Below are 20999 nucleotides of genomic sequence, written 5' to 3'. Positions count from 1 at the left end.
GGCCCTGTCCTCCCGAAGCTGCCACGAAGTGACAAGTAGCTCTCTGTAGCGGATCTGGGGTCTGTTTGTCAGAGTTTTGGATCTTCTGGGCTCATCGAGTGCCGTGCTGAGCGAGGTTGGTCCGGTCATGACGACCGGAAGGAGCCGGGGTGCGACAGGAGTGGGAGCCGGAGGACCTGATCGAGGTCTGGACGCTGCTGGAGGAGGACCAGGAACGGCTGCGGAACAAGTCGGGGGCGAACCGGTTGGGGTTCGCGCTGTTGCTGAAGTTCTTCGAGGTGGAGGCCCGGTTCCCGGAGGACGCCGGGGAGATCCCGGTGCCGGCGGTGTCGTACGTTGCTCAGCAGGTGAAGGTGCCTGCGGAGGAGTGGGCCGCGTATGACTGGTCGGGGCGGGCGATCAAGCGGCACCGGACGGAGATCCGGGGCGCGTTCGGCTTCCGTGAGTGCACCAAGGAGGACCAGGCCCAGCTCGCGGAGTGGCTGGCGGTCGAGCTGTGCGGGGTGGAATTGAACCGGGATCGGCTCGCGGAGGCGGTGGTGGCCCGCTGCCGCAACGACCGGCTGGAGCCGCCGACGCCTGGGCGTATCGCCCGGCTGGTGGGCTCGGCAGTCAGCACCTTCGAGGAGCGGTTCTGCGCGGCCACGGTGGGGCGGCTGTCGGCGGCGACCCGCTCGCGGCTGGACGACCTGATCGCCGAGGACACCGGCACGGACGCGGAAAGCGCGGGCGGCGGGGGCACGTTCTTCACCGAGCTGAAGGCGGACCCGGGGGCGCTGGGGCTGGACAGCCTGCTGGCGGAGGTGAACAAGCTCCAGCGGGTGCGGGCGCTGGAGTTGCCGCCGGAGCTGTTCGGGGACCTGTCGGAGAAGCTGGTGGCGGCCTGGCGGGCGCGGGCGGCGAAGGAGTACCCCTCGGACCTGCGGGCGGCGGCGGGGCCGGTGCGGTACACGCTGCTGTCGACACTGTGCCATGTGCGGGAGACGGAGATCACCGACTCGCTGGTGGAGCTGTTCATCCAGCTCGTGCAGAAAATCAACACGCGGGCGGAGAAGAAGGTCGAGGGCGAGTTCAACAAGGAGCTGAAGCGGGTCCGCGGCAAGGAGGGCATCCTGCTGCGGCTGGCGGAGGCGGCCATCACGGAGCCGGGCGGCACGGTCCGCAAGGTGATCTATCCGGTGGCCGGGGAGTCCACGCTGAAGGCGCTGGCGGCGGAGGCCGCAGCCAACGAGGCGCGATACCGGGCCCGGGTGCGCACGGTGCTGCGCTCGTCATACTCCAACCACTGGCGTCGGATGCTCTCGCCGCTGCTGAACGCGCTCGACCTGAAGTGCAACAACACCGCCTACCGGCCGGTGATGGACGCGATCGACCTGCTCAAGCGGTATCTGGATCAGCCCATCGCCAAGGAGGGCGCGTTCTTCGACGAGGCGGAGAAGATTCCGCTGGCCGGGGTGGTGCGCGAGGAATGGCGCAAGGCGGTAGTGGACGAGCGCGGCCGGGTCGAGCGCATCCCGTACGAGCTGTGCGTGCTCGTGGCGCTGCGGGACGCGCTGCGGCGGCGGGAGATCTGGGTGCCGGTGGCGGACCGGTGGCGGAACCCGGAGGACGATCTGCCGCCGGACTTCGAGGACAACCGCGATGTGCACTACGACGCGATCCGCCAGCCGCAGGACCCGGAGAAGTTCATCGGGGCCCTTCAGAAGCGGCTGCGGGAGGCCCTGACCCGCTTCGACACCGCGCTGGAGCTGGGGACCACGGGCGGGGTGGACATCGTCAAGCGGCACGGTGAGCCGTGGATCAAGGTCTCGCCGCTGGGCAAGCAGGAGGAGCCGGAGAACCTGGTCGCGTTGAAGGCGGAGATCGAGCGCCGCTGGGGCACGATCGACCTGATCGACATCCTCAAGGAGGCCGAGTTCGCCACCGGCTTCACCAGCGAGTTCACCTCGGTCGCCACCAGGGAGGCGGTCCCGAAGGCGGTGCTGCGGCGCCGGCTGCTGCTGGTGCTGTTCGCGCTGGGCACGAACATGGGCATCAAGCGGGTCGCGGTCACCGGCAAGCACGGCGAGAGCGAGGCGGTCCTGCGCCGCGTACGGCACCTGTTCGTCAACCGGACCAACCTGCGCGCGGCGCTGGTGCGGCTGGTCAACGCCACCTTCGCCGCCCGAGATGAGGCGTGGTGGGGCGAGGGCACCGCCTGTGCGAGCGACTCCAAGAAGTTCGGCTCCTGGTCCTCGAACTTCATGACCGAGTGGCACCAGCGGTACCGCGGCCCCGGCGTGATGATCTACTGGCACGTGGAGAAGAAGTCGCTGTGCGTCTACAGCCAGCTCAAGTCCTGCTCGGCCTCCGAGGTCGCCGCGATGATCGAGGGCGTCCTGCGGCACTGCACGGACGTGGAGATCGACCGGCAATACACCGACACGCACGGCGCCTCCATCGTCGGGTTCGCCTTCGCCCACATGCTCGGCTTCAACCTGCTGCCCAGGCTGAAGAACGTCGGCTCCGCGAGGCTGTACCGGCCGGCGGCCGGGGAGGACGAGCAGTGGCCGCACCTGGCGCCGGTGCTGTCGACCAAGACGATCGACTGGGACCTGATCCGCCAGCAGTACGACCAGATCGTGAAGTACACCACCGCCCTGCGCCTGGGCACCGCCGAGGCTGAGCAGGTCCTGCGGCGCTTCACCCGCGGCGGGCCCAAGCACCCCACCTACCGGGCGATCGAGGAACTCGGTCGCGCGGTGCGGACGGCGTTCATCTGCGACTACCTCGCCGACGCCGAGCTGCGCCGCGAGATCAACGACGGCCTCCAGGTCGTGGAGAACTGGAACTCCGCCAACCACGACCTGTTCTACGGCAAGGACGGTGACCTGACCGGCTCCGACAAGGAGTCCCAGGAAGTCTCGATGCTCGCCCTGCACCTGCTCCAGTCCGCGCTCGTCCACGTCAACACTCTGCTCCTCCAGGACATCCTCGCCGACGAGAAATGGCAGAAGCGGCTCACCGACGCCGACCGGCGGGCCCTGTCCCCACTGTTCTGGACGCACGTGAACCCGTATGGCCGGTTCGAGCTGGACATGAGCTCCCACCTGGACCTCGTTGCCGCCGTGGTGGCTCCGGTGCCCGGCCCGCGCAGCGGCGAACCGGCCACAGCTCCGGCCTGACGAGCAGCCGGACGGCGCCGAAGCGGGTCCGTCGGTGGTCGGCTGTGACGCCCAGTGGGGCAGGGCACCGCGGTCGAGCACGTCGGCCTTGGCAACGCGGGCCGGGGCAGCGGCCCACTGGTCGGCGCCGCGCTCGACGTCGCTCAGGTGGGTCGCGCGGGCTCCAACGGCGGCGAGGCCGGGCTCGTTGAGGCTGAAGCCCCAGCAAATGACCCGGTCTGCGGGCGTGCAACCCGCAGGACACCACGGCCATGGCCATCCGTGACCACCTCAACGGTGTATGGAGCGACGAGGACTATGAGGAGGTGCCCGCAGGCCGGCAGGCCGGGTCTGTCACCTGCCCAGTTGGCGATCGTGTCGGTCTTGCAGTTCCTGCCGGAGCTGTGCCCGACAGACGGCTGAGTCCGTGCCCAACCGCATCGACTTCAAGTACGCCCTGGCCATGGAGCTGAAGGACCCCGGCTTTCACCACAGCGTGCTGGCCGACTTCCGCGAGTACCTGGCCGAGGAGGGGTGGACCGACAAGCTTCTGGATCTGGCGCCGGAGAAGATCGGCGCGTATCTCGCGTTCTTGGCGTAGCGCTGCGCCAGCGATATCAAGCGCCGCTTCGGTGCCCGCGTCGAGTCATCGATCGACGGGTTCGACCGGCTGCGGCACCGTGGGGATTTCGGTCCATGCCCCGTCGATGGTCGGCTGCGACAGGTTCGCGGTGATCTTGGCGAGGAGGGTGTGCAGGGAAGCCCGCTCGGCTTCGTCCAAGGGAGCAAGGATGCCTTCCTCGACGCCGGTCATGGCAGCGTCGATGCCGTCGATCAGTTCCCGGGCCGCCTCTGTCAGGTGAACACGCTTGCTGCGGTCGTCCCCCTCGCCGCCCGTACGGCGTTCGATGAGGCTGCGTCGTTCCATTCCCTTCAGCAGGGACGAGACGCTCGCGGCGCTGGTGCGGCTCACCTGCGCGATGTCGCGCTGGATCGCGCCGGGGTTCCGCAGCAGGTAGGCGAGGACGAACGCCTGCTCGGGGCTCAGCTCGCGCTTCCGGAACCATTCCTCGCCGCCCTTGCGCTGGGCCCAGACGATCCAGCGCATCAATTCAAAACTGTTGCGATCTATGGGATTCGAGGCAGTCACACCGATAACTTTAACAGTTAGGAGGCTAACTTTCGAGGAGTCGGGCTGGTGCTGGGCGCGCCAGCTCTCCGCCGATCCCAACAAGAGATCCGCCCAGCACAACCGGCGGCCCGTCGGCGAAGGGGCGCGTCAGGCCGTGGCGGTGAGGAACTGGGTCTGGACCTGGGTGCTCTGTCCGCCGAGAGGGACCTGGAAGTGGTCGACTGCGGTGACGTGCGTCGGGTCGCGGACTTCCCAGCCCGCGGTCTTCAGCACGTCCATCCAGGTGTCACGGCTCATGATGGTGTGCAGCGGACTGGTCCCGCCGAACAGGATTTCGTCCACGGTCGCCAGGAGCGCAGCGGAGTCGGTGCCCTGCGGGTGGACTTCCGCGGTCAGGGCGAGGGCGCTTCCGTTCGCCGCTTGGCCGGCCAGCGAGGCCAGGAGGCTGCGGACCGCGCTGCTTTCGAGGAACAGGGCCACGTGCTCCAGCAGGAAGAGCGAGGGCTTGCTGGAGTCGAAGCCTGCCGCGTGCAGGAGTTCGCCCACCGAGTCCGTCTGGAGGTTGGCTTCGATGAGGGTGATCGCGCTCGTGTCGAAGTCGGTCGCCGCCAGGCGCCGCGTCTTGTCGGCGATGACATGCGGGAGGTCGAGCTCGAAGAAGCGCACGCCCGGGGAGCGGAAGCGCAGCGACCTGTCGTCGTAGCCGGCGCCCAGGTTGACCACCTGGGTGACACCGGAGTCGAGGGCGTCCAGGGCGAGACGGTCGAAGTAGGGGGCGCGCGGCTCCAGGAGCCGCAGCAACAGATCGTTCATCTCGGTGGGCTTCCCGTCCGGGCCCGGTGCCGTCATGCCCTCGGTCAGCTTCCCTTGTCCGTGGTCGTAGCCCTCGCGCGTGTAGGGGCGGTCGAACTCGACCCGCCCGAGGGCGACGAACTCCCGGATCATGGTCAGAGTGGGGTTTTCCTGGTTCATTCCTCAGTCCTTACCGGTGATGTGTCGACATACGTGCCGAGGACGCTGCGGGCGGGGCCTTTCCGCTTCCCGCCGGGCGGCCTCCCGCGGTTCGCGCGGGAGGCCGGTGTCCTTCAGCTGGAGGTGACGATGTGGACGGATTCGCGCACGCCCCACTCCTCGACGTTGTCGGCGACCAGGTCGAACACCCGCTGGTGTCCCTCGTCCATCGCGGGGTTGGAGTAGTGGCGCTCGAAGGACTCGTCGTCCCGGTAGAACTCGAAGGCCCACATGATGTCCGGGTCTTCGTTCGAACGGCTCAGGACCCAGTCGACGGGGCCGTCCGGGTCGTCGTTGAAGTGCAGCTCGTGGCAGACCTTGAACAGCTCGTCGCCCATGCCGGGCTTCGCCTTCATCCGGAGCACCATTCCCGGCTGCTTTGCGTGCATAGTGACCTACCTTCTGTGGTGAAGTTCGGTGCTGTCGCGGGGCAGCCCGCGCCGCACCGGTGGACGTGTGCGGATTCAGTCGGCGGATACGCCGTGGCGCATCGCGAGGTGGGCGGCCATGACCTGCGCCAGGCGCTCGTCACCGTCGCTGTTGGGATGCAGGTGGTCGCCCGAGTCGTACTCCGGCGCCAGGCACCGGGGGTCCCGCGTCGACCGAAGAGCCTGGTCGAAGTCGACGAAGTGCGGCGCCGACGAGCGGATCCAGTCGTTCACGGTCTGCCGGATCGCCTCGCAGCTCTTGTCGTAGCCCTCCGCCTGCCAGAACGGTGTGATCGTGGCGATCGTGACGCGGAGTCCGGCTGCCGCGGCCCGGCCGGCCAGGCTCTGGTACGTCTCGATCATCTGCTCGGCGGACGGGAGGTCCGAAAGCGGGGCGGTGGCACCGGGAAGGCCCAGGTCGTTGGTTCCGAGCGCGATGACCACCTCACTCGCCCCCGCGGTGGCCAGGACGTCGTACTCGAAGCGCGTCAGACCCGAGGGCCCGTACGACGCGATCGACGCGTCAGGGTCGGAACGCAGCCGGTTCCCCGCGATCCCGCGGTTGAGCATGACAGCCTCCAGCCGGTCCGCGAGCAGCTCCTGGGCCTCCTCGGGCCAGCCGCCGGCGGTGATGGAGTCCCCCAGGCAGACGACCAGCGCCTGCGGTGCCGGCCCGAATACCTCCAGGCCGCTGATGAAGGGAAGGGGGAGGGGAAGGCGGCTGCCGTCGGGGGCCGGGACCGTCGGGGTCGCAACGGGGCGGAAGTCCGGCGACCCGGTGTGGTCCCCGAGCTGGGAGATCTCCACGGGCATCCGTGAGAAGTTGCCCGTCGTGTGCGCTGTGATCGCCGGAAGGTATAGGTCGACCGTCACCTCGCTGCCGCGAGAGAGCCGCAGCGCCACCGGATCGGTCCACCGGGTGTCGCCCGCCGGGATCGTCGTGCCGGTGTGCCCGTCGAATCGGGCCGACACGCTTCGACCGGCCACCGAGAGCGAGAGCGCCCCCACTTCGAGGGGGGCATTACTGAAACGGTTGCTCAGTTCGATGCGCGTGCGATCGCCGCCGACGGCAGATCGGACCCGCACACGCAGCGTCACGTCCGTCGTGGCACTGCCGTAAGCCCGAACGTCCACGACGGACTGCGCCCAGCCCGCATTCCATTGATCCACTATGTCCTCCTTCCGTGCTATTTCACCGCGCCCCCATCAGGGGCGGCATCCGGTGTACAAGGGTCCATGGGCCAGCCGATCCGACTGGCGGACTCCACCCACCGATCAACACTTAGAAGTCAAACATATAGAACCCTAATTATCAAGGAAGGGCTCCACTGCCTGGCAGACGGTCGGCGGCAGGGCCAACGGGCGAGCAGGTCCGTGAACCGGGACCATGTCCGCCCAGCTCACCTCCGAGGGCGAGGGCCGACGGGTCCGCGGGGGTGACCCGCGCCGCCTGCGGAGGAAGACCGAGACCGTCCTGGACGCCTACGGCCAGGCCGACCGCCCGCCTCCGCAGACCTTCGCCCAGCAGGTCACCGAGGCCGGACAGGTCCTGCGGCACCCGCACCTGCCCGATCTCCACCTCGCCCGCGACTGACGCCGACCAAACCGCCCCGGCGGATGCCCTGAGTTCACGCATCCCGAACCTGCAGAAAGCCGCAGGTCAGCGTTCCGAAGGACGCCAAAGCGCTTCCCTGGCCTGACGAGCGGGCGACCGGCTTCTCGGCATCGCCGCAGATCAAGAGCAGTTGCAGAGAGCTACTCGCCACCTGGCGGCGGCTGCACGGGAGCAGAGCCGGGACAGGCAAGCTCCCGCACCACCGGATCTTCGTCCGACCGATCGGCGGCGGGTTCGAGCGGGACGCCGACCCTGCCGACCTCGAACCCGCTTGAATGCTCGTACGACGCCCGCATAGTTACGGCGAAGGGACGTGCAGCCAAGCGTCACGGTCGTGACGGTGGGTTGTTCGCAGAAACGGTCCTTTGCGCGATCAAGATCAATCACGGCCCGCCGAACCCCGGCCGGTCCCGGATTCGCTCTCAGAACCCGTTCTCACTCAAAAGCGGGACAGACCCCCTTCTGAGACTTGCATTGTGCGAAAATCCGGGCCCATGACGCCCCCTCAACAGCCGGCCTCAACCGACCGGTCGGACGCCGACGACGTCGAACAGCACACCTGCCCGAAGTGCGAAGCCCAGCCCGGCTCACCGTGCCGCTCGCGCGGCGGAGCGGTCGCCTCCGCCTACCACACCCGCCGCTTCACCCAGGTTCCCCGCCTGAAGAAGGAGCTGCGGGTGCCGACCCCCGCCGACCGCGGCCCGGGCCAGCCGTGGCGGCCCGGCACCCCGCCGCCGGCGCCGATCGACCCGGCCCTGCCGAGCGCGGACATCCGCATCGGCTACGCGCGCTGCTCGACCCTCGGCCAGGAACTCGACTCCCAGCTCGACGCCCTCGCGGGGCACGGCATCCCCAGGGACAAGATCTTCGCCGAGAAGATCAGCACCCGCATCCGCGTACGGCCCAAGTTCGAGGAGGCCCTCCGTACGGCGCGGGAGGTCAAGGCGCACGCCCCGCACTGCCGGGTCATCTTCACCGTGTACGAGATGAAGCGGCTCGGCCGCGACGCCGCCGAGCTCACCGCGCTCGCCGATCACCTCACCGCTCACGGCCTCATCCTGGAGATGCTTGCCGGTCCACTGCCCGGCATCTACGACCCGACCGGCCCGGGGAAGCTGCTGTTCGCGTTCTTCGCCGCGATGGCGGAGACCGAGCGGGAGAACATCCGGGAGTCGACGCTGGAGGGGCTCGACACCGCGGCCCGCAAGGGCAAGCACGGCGGCCGGCCGCCGGTCATCACCGACGACATGCTCCACACCGTGCTGCGGCGCCGCGCGGGCGGTGAGTCCGTCGAGCAGATCCAGCCCGACCTGTTCATCCCCACCGGCAAGCGCAAGGGACACAACCCCTCGGTGGCCAGCATCTACCGAGCCCTCACCGAGCACGCCAAGCGCGAGGCATACCCCGAAGCCGTCGAGCAGGCCCACGTCGACTTCGCCGCCAGCCGGACCGCAACGGTCCCTGAGCCCCGCCCCGACACCCCTGACCGAGCGTCACTCTGATCACAGAGAGCTACTTGTCACTTCGTGGCAGCTTCGGGAGGACAGGGCCGAGTCCAGGGGCGGGGTCAGCTCGAACAGCGCGGCGATCGCCGCGGCCAGCTCGTGCCGGGGCACCACCTGCTCGATGGCCGCCCACATCGCCTCCAGGCTCTCCACCCTCGGCGGCGCGATCTCGCCGGTGTCGGTGTCGACCTGCTCGCTCGTGGTGTCGAACACGACCTGGAACGCGGTCGCCAGCTTCGCCGACGCCCGCTCCACCCGCGGCAGAGTCTTCAGCTTCTCCTTCGCGCTCTCGCGCTCCGCCCTGGCCAGCAGCTTCGTCGCGATCAGGACCTCCAGCAGGTCCAGCGCGTCATCCACCGCCCGCGAGGTCAGGTAAACGGTGGTGGCCAGCAGCGTCGCCAAGCGGCGGGCGTCGGAGTGCCGGCGCAGCAGCGACGCCTTGCCGTCCGCTCCGTACCTGGACAGCTCTGCCAACCGCCGCGGCGGTATCCCCGACACGTCCACGACGCCCATCCCGAACGCTGCCGCTGGTCGACTGGGTCGAGAACTGCGGCTCGTACACCCGCGCCTGGTGGGGCGCGCAGGACTGGATCCCGAGAGCCACGATCGAGGCCGAGGACGACGGAGCAGTACTCTCACTCGTGAGCGGGGGGCACGGAATGGCGATCATGCCCGCACTCTCCCTGGTCGGAGCACCGGACTCGATCGAGATCACCGATCTCGGTCCACAGCGCCCGACGCGCCGTATCGGCTATGTGACTACCCCAGAGCTCGCTGGCACCGCCGTCGTGCGCGCTCTGGTGCGAGAGCTGCGGGCCGCCGGCTCCGCCATCTGACGGTGGGGGTGCCGGCTTCCTGGACGACGCCTATCGCCGGGGGTGCTCCAGCAGGCCGGTGCCGTGTACCAGTTCCGGCACATCCGGATGCAGCAACACCTCGCTCGCGTCCACGGCCGCTCCGGCCGCGTCAGCAGCTATGTGGAACCGGGCCCGAGGCACCGCGTGTCCGACGAGAGGGTCTCGTCGAAAGGCCGGGGTATGAGCGGCACCCCCGTCACGAGCGGGACAAGACCAGCGCGCCAGGACGAAGCGGTGCGCCGAAGACCTGCAGGACCAGGTTGCGGTGGGCGGAGTGCAGGGTGCGTACGGCGGCCCGGGTCAGTCCGGGCTTGGGTGGCTCCTCGCCGCCGCGGGGCCGGCCGGGCTTCGTGGGGATCCAGAGGTAGCCGGGGTCGCTGCCTTCGAGTTGCTGGGTGATGCCGGCGCGGGCCTTGAGCCAGCGGCGCAGGATGTCGGCGGTGTCCTTGTCGAGCGGGTGGGGGCCGGTGTCCAGGCGGATCCGGGGGAAGGGCAGGTGCTCGAGGTCGACGTCGGTGACGTCCAGGCGGTGGAGGTCGGGGACGGAGCGGCCGGTGGCGGCGACGAGAGCGGCCACCGCGGCGGTGCGGATCGCGGTCGCGGCGTTGGAACCGACGGGGCGCTTCACCGCGAGGGTGCGCAGCAGCTTGTGGGACTCCTCGGGCTCGAGCCAGTCACCGTGGGCGGCCGGGGGCATCTCCAGGCGCAGGGGGGTGCCGAGGTGTTCGGCGAAGGAGTTCCAGGTCTGGATGCGGGTGCGCTGGGTGTTGCCGGCCGCCGCGGCGGCCGGGCCGGTGAGCGTGTTGCGGCTGCGGGTCCGACCGGTGGCCGCAGCCGCCAGCCACGCTTCGGCGCGGGTGAGGTCCATGAGCTCGCCAACGGCGAGCGCTGTGGTCTGCTGCTCGCCCAGCGCGTGCTCCAGGTACTCGTTGAGGAAGTGGGCGCGCAGCCGTCGCGTCTCGTACGCGTACCCGCGGGCTTCGAGCGCTTCGAGGAAGCGGCCGATCGCGGTGGAGGCGTCGACCGTGCAGATGCGGTTGGGCGGCATGCGCCCCAGGGTACGGATCCTGGCCCCGGAAGGATAGATAACAGCAAGAAGCCGAACAATGCCTCCTTCCCGTTCAGCTGCAGCTTTCGTATCGGTCCGTGTCGAACCGAATCGCAACGTCCCGGTCCGGTACGGTCATGACGCCCCTCCGGCCACCCGGTGCAAGCCCCTGGGTCTCCTCCTTGCTTCTTGCTGTTATCTGCATGGTGATGAGACAGCTCAGACCGGCAGGGCCGGACGCAGACGCCGTGCAACGGCTGCCAGAGCGACACCGATCGTGAGCACAGCAGTACCCATCAGCAGGAAGTAGGCGGGCAGCGGGAGCACCGCGGTCAGCCGGTAGAGCTGACCGCCCAGCACCACACCGACCGCGGCGAACATGCCGTTGAGCGCGAGGAAGCGGTTGGTGAAACCGGGAGGAGCGACCGCCGCGCTGAGTGCCAGGCCGGCCGGGGCCAGAACGATCTCGCCGAGGGAGTAGAGCAGATAGACCGCGATCAGCCAGGCAACAGAGACCCGGTGCTCCTGGGCCAGCAGTGCGGCCCCCGCCATGACGACGAAACTCAGACCGGCCACGCCCAGCGCGCCCGCGACCTTCGTGGTCACCCCACCGCGCAGCCGCGTGACGAAGGGGGCCAGCAGCAGCACGAACAGCGGGTGCACCGACTGCATCCAGCTCGCGGGCACGTCGAAACCGAGAACGACGCGGTCGGTGTGGCGCTCCGCGAAGAGGGAGAGCACCGAACCGCTCTGCGCGAAGATCATCCAGAAGGCCGCCGACGCACCCATCACAACGGTGAAGGCAGACAGCGGCTTGCCGCCCATGGCCGTGCGGCGGCTCAGCGTCCGCAGATAAAGGAATGGCAGAGCCACGGTGACCAGCCCCAGCACCGCCAGTACCGCGGTGAGCGGCAGCGCGCCGAGCGATACCGCGGTGACGGCGGCCGCGGCGACCGCAACGATGACGCCGCCCCGCCGGACTGCCGTACGGGCTTCTCCACGCGAGACGGGACGCGTCGGACCTCGGCCGATCCCTTCGAAGGCGCGCATCCCGATGCCGAACTGAGCCAGACCCGCTGCCATACCGAAGGCGGCTGCGGCGAAGCCGAGGTGCCAGGTGACCTTCTCCGCCAGCAGTCCGGTGACGACGGGGGCGACGAGCGCGGAGACCTGGATGCACATGTAGAAACGGGAGAACGCCTCTTCCCGCTTCTCGGCACCACTGACAGCAGCCACCATGGCGGCCAGCGAAGGCTTGGACAGGCCGGTGCCGACGACGATGAGCAGGAGTCCGGCATAGAGCGCGGGAGCGAGGGAGAGGGAGAGGACGGCGTGTCCGGTGGCGATGAGGCCGCCGCCGAGAAACACGGCTCGGCGCGCGCCGAGCACCCGGTCGGCGAGCCAGCCACCGGGCAGGCCGGCGATGAAGCTCAAGGACATGTAGGTGGCGAACACGGCGGTGGCGGTCTGCGAGCCCATGCCCAAGCCACCGTCGGCTGGGACCGCGGTGAGGTAGAGGACCAGGATCGCGGCCATCCCGAAGAAGCTGAACCGTTCCCAGAGATCCACGCCGAGCAGCGTGACGAACGCCCGTCGGGCCTGGGGCACGGGGGCAGCGCCGCCGCGTGACGGGAAGGAGTGCCCGCCTGTGCCGGGCTGCCGGCTCCCTCCGATCGGGGGCGGTGGTGCGCCCGTGCTGTGGTCGTGCGTCCGGCTCGGGCTCTCCACGCTCTCTCCTCCGTGCGATGTCGGAGCACCGGATCGCCGTGCGGGGGCTCCGGAGAGACCACGAGTGCCTCCCCGGAGCCCCCGCACGGGTCCGGCCTCAATAACTGGCGAGGACCTTGTAGATCTCGAACGGGCGGGCCCGCTCGGTGTCGCGGAACTCGCGCAGAAGTGCCGTCTGGCCCTTGTGCTCCGGGCCGCTCTCCCACTTCTCGAAGGACTCCCACGTGTCCCAATGACTCACCACGACATAGGAGTCGGGGCGGCCGAGTTCGCTCATCAGCTGGTTGCCCAGCAGACCCGGGGTGCCGGCCATACGCCGACTGGTCTCGTGGTAGGCCGCCAGAACGTCCTCACCCCTGGGGGACAGGTGATAGAGCACCACTTCCACAGCGGGAGCGACCGTCATGCGGCTGTCCTCGAGAGGCTCGCGACGATGTTCATCGTCGCCATGGAGCCACCGCTGCGGTACGGGTGCAGCTTGGTGCGGTGCTGCAGGTGGGTATCGCTGGTCTCGAACCGGCGGAACTGCGGTTCGTCGACCCAGTCGCTGATGATGTAGTAGATGTCGTCCTCGTCGACGGTCGTGCTCCTGGACAGCCACTGGCCGCGGTTGGCCGGGTGGCTGGTGACCGAGCCCCCGACCTCCTTCCACACCCGCTCGAAATCGGCTTCCATGCCGGGCTTTATCTGCATGCGGAGCATGACCCGGAAGGTTGCGTCGGACACGGTCAGATGCCTCCGTCGACATTGAGGGTTTCACCCGTGACATACGCCGAGAGGTCGCTGAGCAGGAACAGGACCGGTGCGGCGAGCTCGTCGACCCGGCCCAGCCGCGCCAGGGCCGTCTTCTGGGCGTACGTCGCCCGCAGGCCCTCGGCACGCTCGGCAGGCATGGAGTCGAAAGCCTCGGTCTCGATGACGCCCGGCGCCACGACGTTGACCCGGATCCCCTTGCCGCCCAGCTCCTTCGCGAGCGAGCGGGTGAGGCCGATCATCGCCGCCTTGGCCGCGGTGTAGTGGGCGCGCAGCGGAATGCCTGCGGCTGCACCGCGTGAACCGATGTTGATGACCGATGCGCCGGCCCCCAGCAGCGGCAGCGACTGCTGAATCACCCGGTAGGCAGCCGTCAGGTTGGTGTCCAGGACGCGCGACCACTCGTCCGGCGGGAGCTCGGCAAAGGGTATGTGGCTGATGACACCGGCGTTGTTGACGATGCCGTCGAGCTTTCCGTACTTCTCCTTGGCCCTCGCCACCAGCGCATCGACCTGTTCCAGGTCGCCGATGTCCGCGCGTACGACCTCGTGGTCGCCGCCGGTCCCCTTCAGTTCCCGGCGCAGGCTCTCGACGTGCTCGCTGTCGTGCACGTAACAGGTCAGTACGTCGGCGCCGGCGCGGGCCGCGGCGAGCACGATGCCGCGCCCGATGCCCCTGGAGCCGCCGGTGATCAGAAGCTTCTTTCCCTGCAGTCCGAGTTCCACGTGTCTGTCCTTTCCGTGGTGCGACGGTGGCTCACACGCAGCCGTCGACGTGGATGTTCTGTCCGGTGATGTAGGAGGCTTGGTCGCTGATCAGGAAGAGCACGACATCGGCTATCTCCTGCGGGGTGCCGAGGCGACCGAGGGCGGCGAACTTCGAGAAGACCGCACGCTGCTGGGCGGCAGCCTGGGGCGGCAGCTCGTCGAGTGCCTCGGTGGCGATCCGGCCGGGCGAGACCGTGTTGACCCGGATGCCCTGCGGCCCCAGTTCGCGGGCCAGGGAACGGGTCAGGCCGACCAGGGCCTGCTTGACCGCGGTGTAGTGGACGCCCCCGGCCATGCCGATACGCGCCACCGTGGAGCCGAGGTTGACGATCGACGCGCCCGCGCCGAGCAGCGGCAGCACCGCCTGGGTGACCTGGTGGGTGCCGGTGAGATTCGACTGCAGCGCCGTGGCCCACGCTGCGTCGGTCAGCTCCGCGTAGGGCACAGGCGCGAAGTCGCCGGCGTTGTTCACGACCGCGTCGAGACCGCCGAGCAGCTTCTCCGCCCGGTCCGCCAGCCGCCGGGCGCCGGAAGCCTCGCTCGCGTCCACCCGCAGCACGTGCTGGGTGCCGGGCAACGGCGCGAGCTCCTTGGCCAGCGACGTGACGTGGTCGCTCTCCCGGCGGTAGCAGGTGACCACGTCGGCGCCGGCGCGAGCGGCGGCGAGCACGACGCCGCGCCCGATGCCCCTGGAACCGCCGGTGACCAGGATCCGCTTGCCCGCCAGATTCGCGAACGGGGTGCGCCGCGCACGGGCGACGGCCTCGATCCTGGACTTGATGACCTCCATCTGGACCAGGCTGTTGCGGTTGATCCGGTCCGTCATGCCCTGGTCGTCGAGCGGTGCCCCGTCCTTCATGTGGAAGTCCTGGGTCCACTGCATCCGAACGCCTTCGTCGGTCTGGGCGTACTCCCAGTGGATGTTCATGTACTCGAAGGGGCCGGTCTCGACCCGGTGGGCACGGACGGTGCGGGTCGCCGCGTCGGTGGTGCGCCGAGAGACCCAGCTCCAGACCTTGCCGTCCTCGTCCGGATGCAGGGCGAGCCGGAAAGTGACGGTGGAACCGTCCTGCTCCAGGATCTCGGCGACGGAGTACTCGCTGAACAGCTCGGTCCAGGACGCCACGTCGTTCGTGCGCTCCCAGACCAGGTCCATCGGGGCGTCGATGACGACGGAGTTGCGGGTGTGGCCTGCCATCAGACTCGGGCCTCCTCGGTAGGTTCGCTCATGACTTCCTGCCTTCTCCGTTACGGACGGGTCACTTGGTGTGGTCGGTGCGGTTGCCTGCGTCCACGACCAGGGCGGAGGTGAAACCGCCGTGGCCGCGGGCGAGAACCACGGCGGTGCGGGCAGCGGTGTGCCGCGGGCTGCCGACGACCAGGTCGATTCCCAGGCCGGGTGCGGGGCGGTCGACGCCGGGGGTGTGCGGGATCACGCCGGCACTCAGGCTGAGCAGGGCGGTTGCCACGTCCAGGGGCGCCCCGCCCGCGTACAGCCGGCCTGTGAGGGTCTTGGGGGCGGTCACCGGTACCTGTCCGGCGCCGAACACCTCGTTGATCGCGGCGGCTTCGGCATGGTCCAGATCCGGCGTGCCCGCGGCGTCGGCGAAGACTGCGTCGACGGAGTCCGCGGTGATCCCGGCGTCCCTGATCGCCCGGCGGACGACGGAGGCCAGGACGGGCGGGCGGCCGGTGCCGGGCAGCGGGTCGAACCCCGCGGCGTAACCGAGGATCCGCCCGTAGTGCTGGGCGCCTCGCTCGCGGGCGCCCTGTTCGGTCTCGAGGAGCAGCATGGCTCCGCCCTCGCCGGGAGCGTAGCCGTCGGCGGCCTCGTCGAAGGGCAGGTACGCGCGCGCCGGGTCGTCCGTGGTGGACAGCGCGCCGGTGGACAGCTGAGCGGTCAGGCCGTACGGGCACAGTGAGGCGTCCGTGCCACCGCTCAGGACCAGCCGGGATCCGGTGTCCAGCAGCCGCCGGGACTGGCCCAGCGCGTCCAGGCCGCCCGCCTGTTCGGCGCAGACGACTCCGCAGGGCCCGCGCATGCCGTGGCGGATGGAGACCTGGCCGGTGGTGGCGGCGTAGAACCAGGCGATGGACTGGTAGGCGCCGACCCAGGCCGGGCCCTGCTGGTAGAGCTGCTCCATCTCGTGCTGGCCGAACTCGGTCCCGCCGGAGGAGCTCGCGGTGACCACGGCCATCTCGAACTCGGGCAGCTGTTCCGGATCGGCGTCCGCGTCGGCGAGGGCCGCCTCGGCCGCGGCCAGGGCGAAGTGCGTGAACCGGTCGGTCCGGTCGATCAGGCCCCTGGGTACCTGCTCGCCGACTGCGAAGCCGGGCACCTCCCCGGCCACTTTGACCGGATAGTCGGCCGGGTCGAACCGGGTGATGCGGCCGAGACCACTCTTGCCGGCGAGCACGGACTCCCAGTGCCGGCGGACCCCGATGCCGGTGGGGGCGACCACGCCGAGACCGGTGACGACCGCCGGGCGGCGACGTCCATCGGGTATACCGAGCGCGCTCATGCCGCCGCCTTCTTCCGGCTTCCCGGGCGGCTGAGGATCATGGCGCTCTGGAAGCCGCCGAACCCGCTGCCGACGCTCAGGACATGGTCCATGTGGTGCTCCCGGGCGGCGACCGGCACGTAGTCGAGGTCGCACTGAGGGTCGGGGACCGTGAGATTGGCCGTCGGCGGCACGACCTGGTGGCGCAGGGCGAGTGCGCAGGCGGCCACCTCCAGGGAGCCGATCGCGCCCAGCGAGTGCCCGATCATCGACTTGATGGAGCTGACCGGGATCTCATGAGCGCGTTCTCCGAGGCTCCGTTTGAAGGCGGCCGTCTCGTGCCGGTCGTTCTGCTTGGTACCGGAGCCGTGCGCGTTGATGTGGTCGATGTCGTGCGGGTCGAGCTGTGCGCGCTGCAGGGCCACCGTGATGGCTTCGGCCATCTCACGGCCGTCGGGCTTGAGTCCGGTCATGTGGAAGGCGTTGGAGCGGTTGGCGAAACCGACCACCTCGGCGTAGACGGTGGCGCCGCGGCGACGGGCCGACTCCGCTTCCTCGATCACCATGACCGCGGAGCCCTCGCCCAGAACGAAGCCGTCGCGGCGGCCGTCGAAGGGGCGGGACGCGGTGCCGGGGTCATGGTCGGTGTTCGGTGTCGTGGCCTTGATCGCGTCGAAGCAGGCGGAGGTGATGGGCGACAGCGGGGCATCGGTGGCGCCCGCGAGGACGATGTCGGCGGCGCCCTCCTCGATGAGCTGGACGCCGTGGGCGATCGCGTCGAGGCCGGAGGTGCAGCCGGTCGAGATCAGTGCGACGGGACCCTCTGCCTGGGCCCGCCAGGCGACCTCGGCCGCCAGTGTGCTGGGGACCATGTAGCCGTACAGGTGCGGGACACCGTAGGTGTGGTCGACGAGCCAGTTCCTGCCGCCGTCCGACAGCACCGCGTATTCGTCCTCCAGGCCGGTGGTGCAGCCGACGGCGCTGCCGATGCTGACGGCGGTCCGGCCGGGATCGCCGGCTGCGATGTCGATGCCGCTGTCCTCGATCGCCTCCTGGGCCGCGACTACGGCGAATTGGGCGGCTCTGTCCATCCGGCGCACTTCCTGGGGGCTCAGGCCGGCGGCCACCGGGTCGAAGTCGCACTCGGCGGCGACCTGGGAGCGGAACTTCGACGCGTCGAACAGAGTGATCTGCCGGGTGGCTGTACGGCCGTGCGAGAGCAGGTCCCAGTAGGCGTCCCGGCCTATGCCGCCGGGGGCGACGGCGCCGACCCCGGTGATGACGGCGCGACGGCTCATCGAGCTCCTCCGACGTCCGGGTTGCTGCCGTTCTCGACGAGCGGGGCTTCGGTGTCGACGTGTCCGAGTTCCGGGCGGGGAGCGAGCGGGGACAGGTGGAAGACCACCTGGGCCGGCTCCGTGCCGGTGTTCACCAGGCGGTGGCGCATGTTGATCGGGACCAGTAGCGAGTCACCGGGGCCGATGACGACGGGCTCACCGTTGAGGGTGATCTCCAGCTCGCCGGTGACGACGTGCAGAAACTCCTCCGAATACGGGTGAAGGTGCTCGGTGACGTGCTCGCCCGGTGCCAGCCGTAGCGTGCCGCCGAAGCCGGAGGTGCAGCTGACCGTGCGGGGGCTGAGGGTGATGCGGATGTCGCCGCCGCGCTTGCGGTTGGGGACGACCTCTTCCAGATTGACCTTGGTGGGAGTGCTCGCTGCGGTCGTCATCGGCCACCGCCCATGTTCGGGGTGGACGGCTGGGTGACGGCGGGGCCGCTGTCGGGCGTCCAGGAGTAGAACGGAACGGCCATCGCGTCACGTGGCTCGCGCCAGTCCGGGTCGTAGGGGGAGATGAACTCCTGGAGCCGGGTGTTGACGTCGTTGTAGAGCGGGTGGCTGCGCGCCTTGTAGAGGTTGGGGCTGATGTCCTGCTCCGCCTCGACAAGGTGGAAGTACAGGCCGTGGAAGGCGAACAGGGTTCGCCGGGAGACGCCCACCATGTGCGGCAGGTCGGTGCTGTCCGAGTCCGCGAAGACCTTGCCGACGCCCTCGGCGTCGGCGAGGTTCATCCTGGCCACGATCAGTGTGCGGTGCACGTTGCCCTCCTGGCTTGTTCGGTCGTGGTCCCACCCTCGTGGGTGGTTCTCAAAGCTGTCTTGAAGCGGCCTGGACCGGCGGTCCGGCGACGTCAGAGCCGCAGGTCGATCCGGTATTCGGTCAGCCAGGTCTCGAGCTGGAGCACCATCTCCATGCTGGCCCTCTCGACCCAGGCGAAGGCACCCTGCGGGGAGCCGTCGGCGGTCAGCGCCTCGGCGGTGGTGGTGGTGTCGAGCAGGCCGGCGACGGCTGCGTCCCGGTCGGTGGCCAGCTCGGCGAAGCGGCGGCGCACGAAGTCGCCGTAGGCGGCTTCCTGCGTGGTGGGGTAGGCGCTCTTCCTGCGGTGCAGGACGGCGTCGGGCAGCAGGTCGGCGACGGCGGAGCGCAGCAGGCTCTTCTCGACGCCGTCGACCCGTTTCATGGCAGCCGGCACGTTGTAGACGTACTCGACGAGCGCCCGGTCGCAGAACGGCGGCCGTAGCTGCACGCCGTGGGCCATGCTCATACGGTCGGCGCGGTCGAGGTGGGTGGGCGCCCAGCGGGTCAGGGCGAGATAGGTGACCTCACGGGCCCGGCGTTCGGCGGGGGTGTCCCCGTCGATGTGCGGCACCTCGGTGAGGGCGTCCCGGTAGTGCTGGTCCGCGTAACCGAGGAAGTCCAGTTGCTTGCGCAGCTGTCGGTCGATCATGGAGGTTCCCAGTCCGCCCGCTGCCGCGTCATGGCCCCGTTCGAAGGAGACCCAGGGGAAGGTCTGCGAGTTGCTGTGCTTCTGGTCGTACGCCCAGAAGTAGCCGTTGAAGACCTCGTCCGCGGTCTCGCCGGAGAGCACGGCGGTGAACCCTGCCTTGCGGAGCCGGGCGAAGAATTGGATGAGGGAGACGTCCATGTCGCCGAGCGGCGAGGGGGCGTCCTGGCTCCGCAGGGCGGCGGCGTGCACCTGGGGGTCGGTGAGGGCGGCCGTGTCGAGCAGGATCTCGGAGTGCTGGGAGCCGATGTGCCGGGAGGCGAGTGCCGCGAACGGCGCGTCGGGCGTGGAGCGCATCGTGGGGTGGGGCTCGAAGTTCTCGGTGTAGCCGGTGAAGTTGACCGAGAAGCTCTGCAGCGGCCCGGCGCCGCCGGCGGCGAGGTTCCGGTGGGCGAGGGCGGTCAGAGCGCTGGAATCGATGCCGCCGGAGAGCATGGCACCCACGGGGACGTCGGCGCGCAAGTGGGAGGCGACAGCTTCGGCGAGCAGGCCGCGGACGGTGGTGATGGTGTCCTCGAGGCCGTCGGTGTGCTCCCGGGCGGGCAGCGACCAGTACCGCTGCTCCTGTCTGCCGGGGCGGCGGACGATGAGCGCGTGGCCGGGGACGACCTCGCGCATGCCCCGGAAGACGGCGGTGCCGGGCTTCCGGCTGTGTGCGAACAGCTCGCGCAGGCCGTCGGCGTCGACCACCGGCTCGATGTCGGGGTGGGCGAGGATCGCCTTGGGTTCCGACCCGAACAGGACTCCGTCGTGGGTCGGGTAGTAGCTCAGCGGCTTGACGCCGAGACGGTCGCGGGCCAGCAGCAGTTCCTGGGTGCGTACGTCCCACACGGCGATCGCGAAGAGGCCCTCGAGATGGGTGAGAAAGCCTGCTCTCCATTCCAGGTAGGCGTGCAGGGCGGTCTCACCGTCGCCGCCGCCGGTGAACCGGTGCCCCCTCGTGGCCAGTTCGCGTCGTAGCTCGGTGTGGTTGGTGAGGGCTCCGTCGAGCGTGAGGACGGCGACCGTGGCGCCGCTCTCGGTGGTGTGGACGGCGGGTTGCGCGCCGCTCTCCGTCACGTCGAGCAGGGCCAGGCGCCGGTGGGCGAGGGCGGCGTGTCCCTCGGCCCAGATGCCACGGCCGTCGGGGCCGCGGTGGGCGAGGACGGCCGCCATGGCCTCGACGGTCTCGGCCTCCGGGGACAGGTCCCGCTCGAAGTCGACCCAGCCGGCGATTGCGCTCATCGGGAGGTCCTCTCGTTCGTGATGGATTCGTCTGTGGGGGTCACGGCCACCAGGGCGAGCGGGATGCCGGTGGCGGCGGCCCGGAAGTCGGCCAGGGTGGGGGGCGCGGCGGCGGGGGCCACGACGATGCCCAAGCGCCGCTGGGCGGCCTCGGCGCCGTAGCGTTCGTACAGGTCGTGGTATCCGCGTGCGGTCTGCTCGAGGTCGGTGACCAGCGTGAAGTGGACAGGCGTGCGGCGGCCACGCCAGGTGATCTCTCCGGGTGCCCCGTCGGTGAAGTTGTGGCGCCAGGCGCTGCCGGTGGCGACGAAGAGGGCGCCGCCGATGCGGTGCACGCCCGCAGGCACGGTGTGTGCGCGGCCACTGCGCCGGCCCGTGAAGTGCAGCAGGGCAAGGTGTTCGGCGACCGGGCCCGGCTCCGGACCGGTGAGGACAGCGATCATG

At 69.7% G+C, this 20999-nt stretch carries 20 protein-coding genes and 2 pseudogenes; 5 read left to right on the top strand and 17 right to left on the bottom strand.

What is annotated here, in order from left to right; translation table 11 throughout:
* Positions 1-149: 149 nt before the first annotated feature.
* Together OG488_RS38685 and OG488_RS38680 are read left to right on the top strand one after the other, a co-directional pair.
* Entirely contained in the window at positions 150-3164 is a 3015-nt protein-coding gene (locus OG488_RS38685; protein WP_329239602.1) for a Tn3 family transposase, read from the top strand.
* A 406-nt stretch (positions 3165-3570) separates the two neighbouring features.
* A complete protein-coding gene (locus tag OG488_RS38680; protein WP_329239599.1) occupies positions 3571-3744 on the top strand; it encodes a transposase in 174 nt (57 codons plus the stop codon).
* A gap of 45 nt (positions 3745-3789) precedes the next feature.
* On the opposite strand, the gene OG488_RS38675 is transcribed toward OG488_RS38680, so the two are convergent.
* From OG488_RS38675 to OG488_RS38660, 4 genes are all read right to left on the bottom strand, one after another.
* On the bottom strand, positions 3790-4251 hold the full coding sequence (locus OG488_RS38675) for a MarR family winged helix-turn-helix transcriptional regulator (RefSeq protein ID WP_329239702.1): 462 nt from the start codon (positions 4249-4251) through the stop codon (positions 3790-3792).
* A 171-nt stretch (positions 4252-4422) separates the two neighbouring features.
* Positions 4423-5247 (bottom strand): class I SAM-dependent methyltransferase, encoded by an 825-nt coding sequence (locus OG488_RS38670; protein ID WP_329239596.1) that lies wholly within the window; start codon positions 5245-5247, stop codon positions 4423-4425.
* Between the two features lie 113 nt (positions 5248-5360).
* Positions 5361-5675: a putative quinol monooxygenase gene (locus tag OG488_RS38665; protein ID WP_329239594.1), complete on the bottom strand. Its 315-nt coding sequence runs from the start codon at positions 5673-5675 to the stop codon at positions 5361-5363.
* 75 nt (positions 5676-5750) lie between these two features.
* Positions 5751-6884: a GDSL-type esterase/lipase family protein gene (locus tag OG488_RS38660; protein WP_329239591.1), complete on the bottom strand. Its 1134-nt coding sequence runs from the start codon at positions 6882-6884 to the stop codon at positions 5751-5753.
* 217 nt (positions 6885-7101) lie between these two features.
* Between OG488_RS38660 and OG488_RS38655 the strand changes: the two genes are divergently transcribed.
* Positions 7102-7308, top strand: coding sequence for a hypothetical protein (locus OG488_RS38655; RefSeq protein WP_329239588.1), 207 nt, complete (start codon positions 7102-7104; stop codon positions 7306-7308).
* A 515-nt stretch (positions 7309-7823) separates the two neighbouring features.
* Positions 7824-8831, top strand: coding sequence for a recombinase family protein (locus OG488_RS38650; protein ID WP_329239585.1), 1008 nt, complete (start codon positions 7824-7826; stop codon positions 8829-8831).
* 48 nt (positions 8832-8879) lie between these two features.
* Here the strand turns inward: OG488_RS38650 and OG488_RS38645 are convergent.
* A pseudogene (locus tag OG488_RS38645) lies at positions 8880-9359 on the bottom strand (Tn3 family transposase); the annotation flags it as partial.
* Here OG488_RS38645 and OG488_RS38640 point away from each other — a divergent pair.
* Positions 9350-9670 (top strand): annotated as a pseudogene (locus OG488_RS38640) (LysR substrate-binding domain-containing protein); the annotation flags it as partial. The pseudogenes OG488_RS38645 and OG488_RS38640 overlap by 10 nt on opposite strands.
* A gap of 217 nt (positions 9671-9887) precedes the next feature.
* On the opposite strand, the gene OG488_RS38635 reads toward OG488_RS38640, so the two are convergent.
* The 12 genes from OG488_RS38635 to OG488_RS38580 all read right to left on the bottom strand — a co-directional run bounded on the left by OG488_RS38635 (position 9888) and on the right by OG488_RS38580 (position 20998).
* Entirely contained in the window at positions 9888-10739 is an 852-nt protein-coding gene (locus tag OG488_RS38635; RefSeq protein WP_329239580.1) for a hypothetical protein, read from the bottom strand.
* 219 nt (positions 10740-10958) lie between these two features.
* A complete protein-coding gene (locus tag OG488_RS38630) occupies positions 10959-12347 on the bottom strand; it encodes a peptide MFS transporter (RefSeq protein WP_329239577.1) in 1389 nt (462 codons plus the stop codon).
* 217 nt (positions 12348-12564) lie between these two features.
* The gene (locus OG488_RS38625; protein ID WP_329239574.1) at positions 12565-12873 is read right to left on the bottom strand and encodes an antibiotic biosynthesis monooxygenase family protein; all 309 of its coding nucleotides are present in this window, start codon (positions 12871-12873) and stop codon (positions 12565-12567) included.
* Entirely contained in the window at positions 12870-13169 is a 300-nt protein-coding gene (locus OG488_RS38620; protein ID WP_329239700.1) for an antibiotic biosynthesis monooxygenase family protein, read from the bottom strand. The genes OG488_RS38625 and OG488_RS38620 overlap by 4 nt, the downstream gene beginning before the upstream one ends.
* Positions 13170-13195: 26 nt before the next feature.
* Positions 13196-13945: an SDR family NAD(P)-dependent oxidoreductase gene (locus tag OG488_RS38615; RefSeq protein ID WP_329239572.1), complete on the bottom strand. Its 750-nt coding sequence runs from the start codon at positions 13943-13945 to the stop codon at positions 13196-13198.
* Between the two features lie 31 nt (positions 13946-13976).
* Positions 13977-15185 (bottom strand): SDR family oxidoreductase, encoded by a 1209-nt coding sequence (locus OG488_RS38610; protein WP_329239569.1) that lies wholly within the window; start codon positions 15183-15185, stop codon positions 13977-13979.
* Positions 15186-15246: 61 nt separating this feature from the next.
* Positions 15247-16509 (bottom strand): ketosynthase chain-length factor, encoded by a 1263-nt coding sequence (locus tag OG488_RS38605; protein WP_329239568.1) that lies wholly within the window; start codon positions 16507-16509, stop codon positions 15247-15249.
* On the bottom strand, positions 16506-17786 hold the full coding sequence (locus OG488_RS38600; RefSeq protein WP_329239566.1) for a beta-ketoacyl-[acyl-carrier-protein] synthase family protein: 1281 nt from the start codon (positions 17784-17786) through the stop codon (positions 16506-16508). Before OG488_RS38600 ends, OG488_RS38605 begins: the two co-directional genes overlap by 4 nt.
* Positions 17783-18217, bottom strand: a complete 435-nt coding sequence (locus OG488_RS38595) for a cupin domain-containing protein (protein ID WP_329239564.1) — start codon at positions 18215-18217, stop codon at positions 17783-17785. The genes OG488_RS38600 and OG488_RS38595 overlap by 4 nt, the downstream gene beginning before the upstream one ends.
* On the bottom strand, positions 18214-18585 hold the full coding sequence (locus OG488_RS38590) for a TcmI family type II polyketide cyclase (RefSeq protein ID WP_329239563.1): 372 nt from the start codon (positions 18583-18585) through the stop codon (positions 18214-18216). Before OG488_RS38590 ends, OG488_RS38595 begins: the two co-directional genes overlap by 4 nt.
* Positions 18586-18677: 92 nt before the next feature.
* On the bottom strand, positions 18678-20555 hold the full coding sequence (asnB, locus tag OG488_RS38585) for an asparagine synthase (glutamine-hydrolyzing) (protein WP_329239559.1): 1878 nt from the start codon (positions 20553-20555) through the stop codon (positions 18678-18680).
* On the bottom strand, positions 20552-20998 hold the full coding sequence (locus OG488_RS38580) for a hypothetical protein (RefSeq protein ID WP_329239556.1): 447 nt from the start codon (positions 20996-20998) through the stop codon (positions 20552-20554). Before OG488_RS38580 ends, asnB begins: the two co-directional genes overlap by 4 nt.
* Position 20999: the final 1 nt, after the last annotated feature.

Source organism: Streptomyces sp. NBC_01460 (assembly GCF_036227405.1).
Classification (GTDB): Bacteria; Actinomycetota; Actinomycetes; order Streptomycetales; family Streptomycetaceae; genus Streptomyces.
The sequence above is the reverse complement of the archived record's forward strand: the minus strand, read 5'-3'. Positions and strand labels throughout refer to the sequence as shown.

Excerpts from the sequence above, each read along its gene's own strand:
- OG488_RS38675 (WP_329239702.1), bottom strand. The coding sequence starts at position 4,251 with ATGCGCTGGATCGTCTGGGCCCAGCGCAAGGGCGGCGAGGAATGGTTC.
- OG488_RS38670 (WP_329239596.1), bottom strand. The coding sequence starts at position 5,247 with ATGAACCAGGAAAACCCCACTCTGACCATGATCCGGGAGTTCGTCGCC.
- OG488_RS38665 (WP_329239594.1), bottom strand. The coding sequence starts at position 5,675 with ATGCACGCAAAGCAGCCGGGAATGGTGCTCCGGATGAAGGCGAAGCCC.
- OG488_RS38655 (WP_329239588.1), top strand. The coding sequence starts at position 7,102 with ATGTCCGCCCAGCTCACCTCCGAGGGCGAGGGCCGACGGGTCCGCGGG.
- OG488_RS38650 (WP_329239585.1), top strand. The coding sequence starts at position 7,824 with ATGACGCCCCCTCAACAGCCGGCCTCAACCGACCGGTCGGACGCCGAC.
- OG488_RS38635 (WP_329239580.1), bottom strand. The coding sequence starts at position 10,739 with ATGCCGCCCAACCGCATCTGCACGGTCGACGCCTCCACCGCGATCGGC.
- OG488_RS38625 (WP_329239574.1), bottom strand. The coding sequence starts at position 12,873 with ATGACGGTCGCTCCCGCTGTGGAAGTGGTGCTCTATCACCTGTCCCCC.
- OG488_RS38620 (WP_329239700.1), bottom strand. The coding sequence starts at position 13,169 with ATGCTCCGCATGCAGATAAAGCCCGGCATGGAAGCCGATTTCGAGCGG.
- OG488_RS38610 (WP_329239569.1), bottom strand. The coding sequence starts at position 15,185 with ATGGCAGGCCACACCCGCAACTCCGTCGTCATCGACGCCCCGATGGAC.
- OG488_RS38605 (WP_329239568.1), bottom strand. The coding sequence starts at position 16,509 with ATGAGCGCGCTCGGTATACCCGATGGACGTCGCCGCCCGGCGGTCGTC.
- OG488_RS38600 (WP_329239566.1), bottom strand. The coding sequence starts at position 17,786 with ATGAGCCGTCGCGCCGTCATCACCGGGGTCGGCGCCGTCGCCCCCGGC.
- OG488_RS38595 (WP_329239564.1), bottom strand. The coding sequence starts at position 18,217 with ATGACGACCGCAGCGAGCACTCCCACCAAGGTCAATCTGGAAGAGGTC.
- asnB (WP_329239559.1), bottom strand. The coding sequence starts at position 20,555 with ATGAGCGCAATCGCCGGCTGGGTCGACTTCGAGCGGGACCTGTCCCCG.
- OG488_RS38580 (WP_329239556.1), bottom strand. The coding sequence starts at position 20,998 with ATGATCGCTGTCCTCACCGGTCCGGAGCCGGGCCCGGTCGCCGAACAC.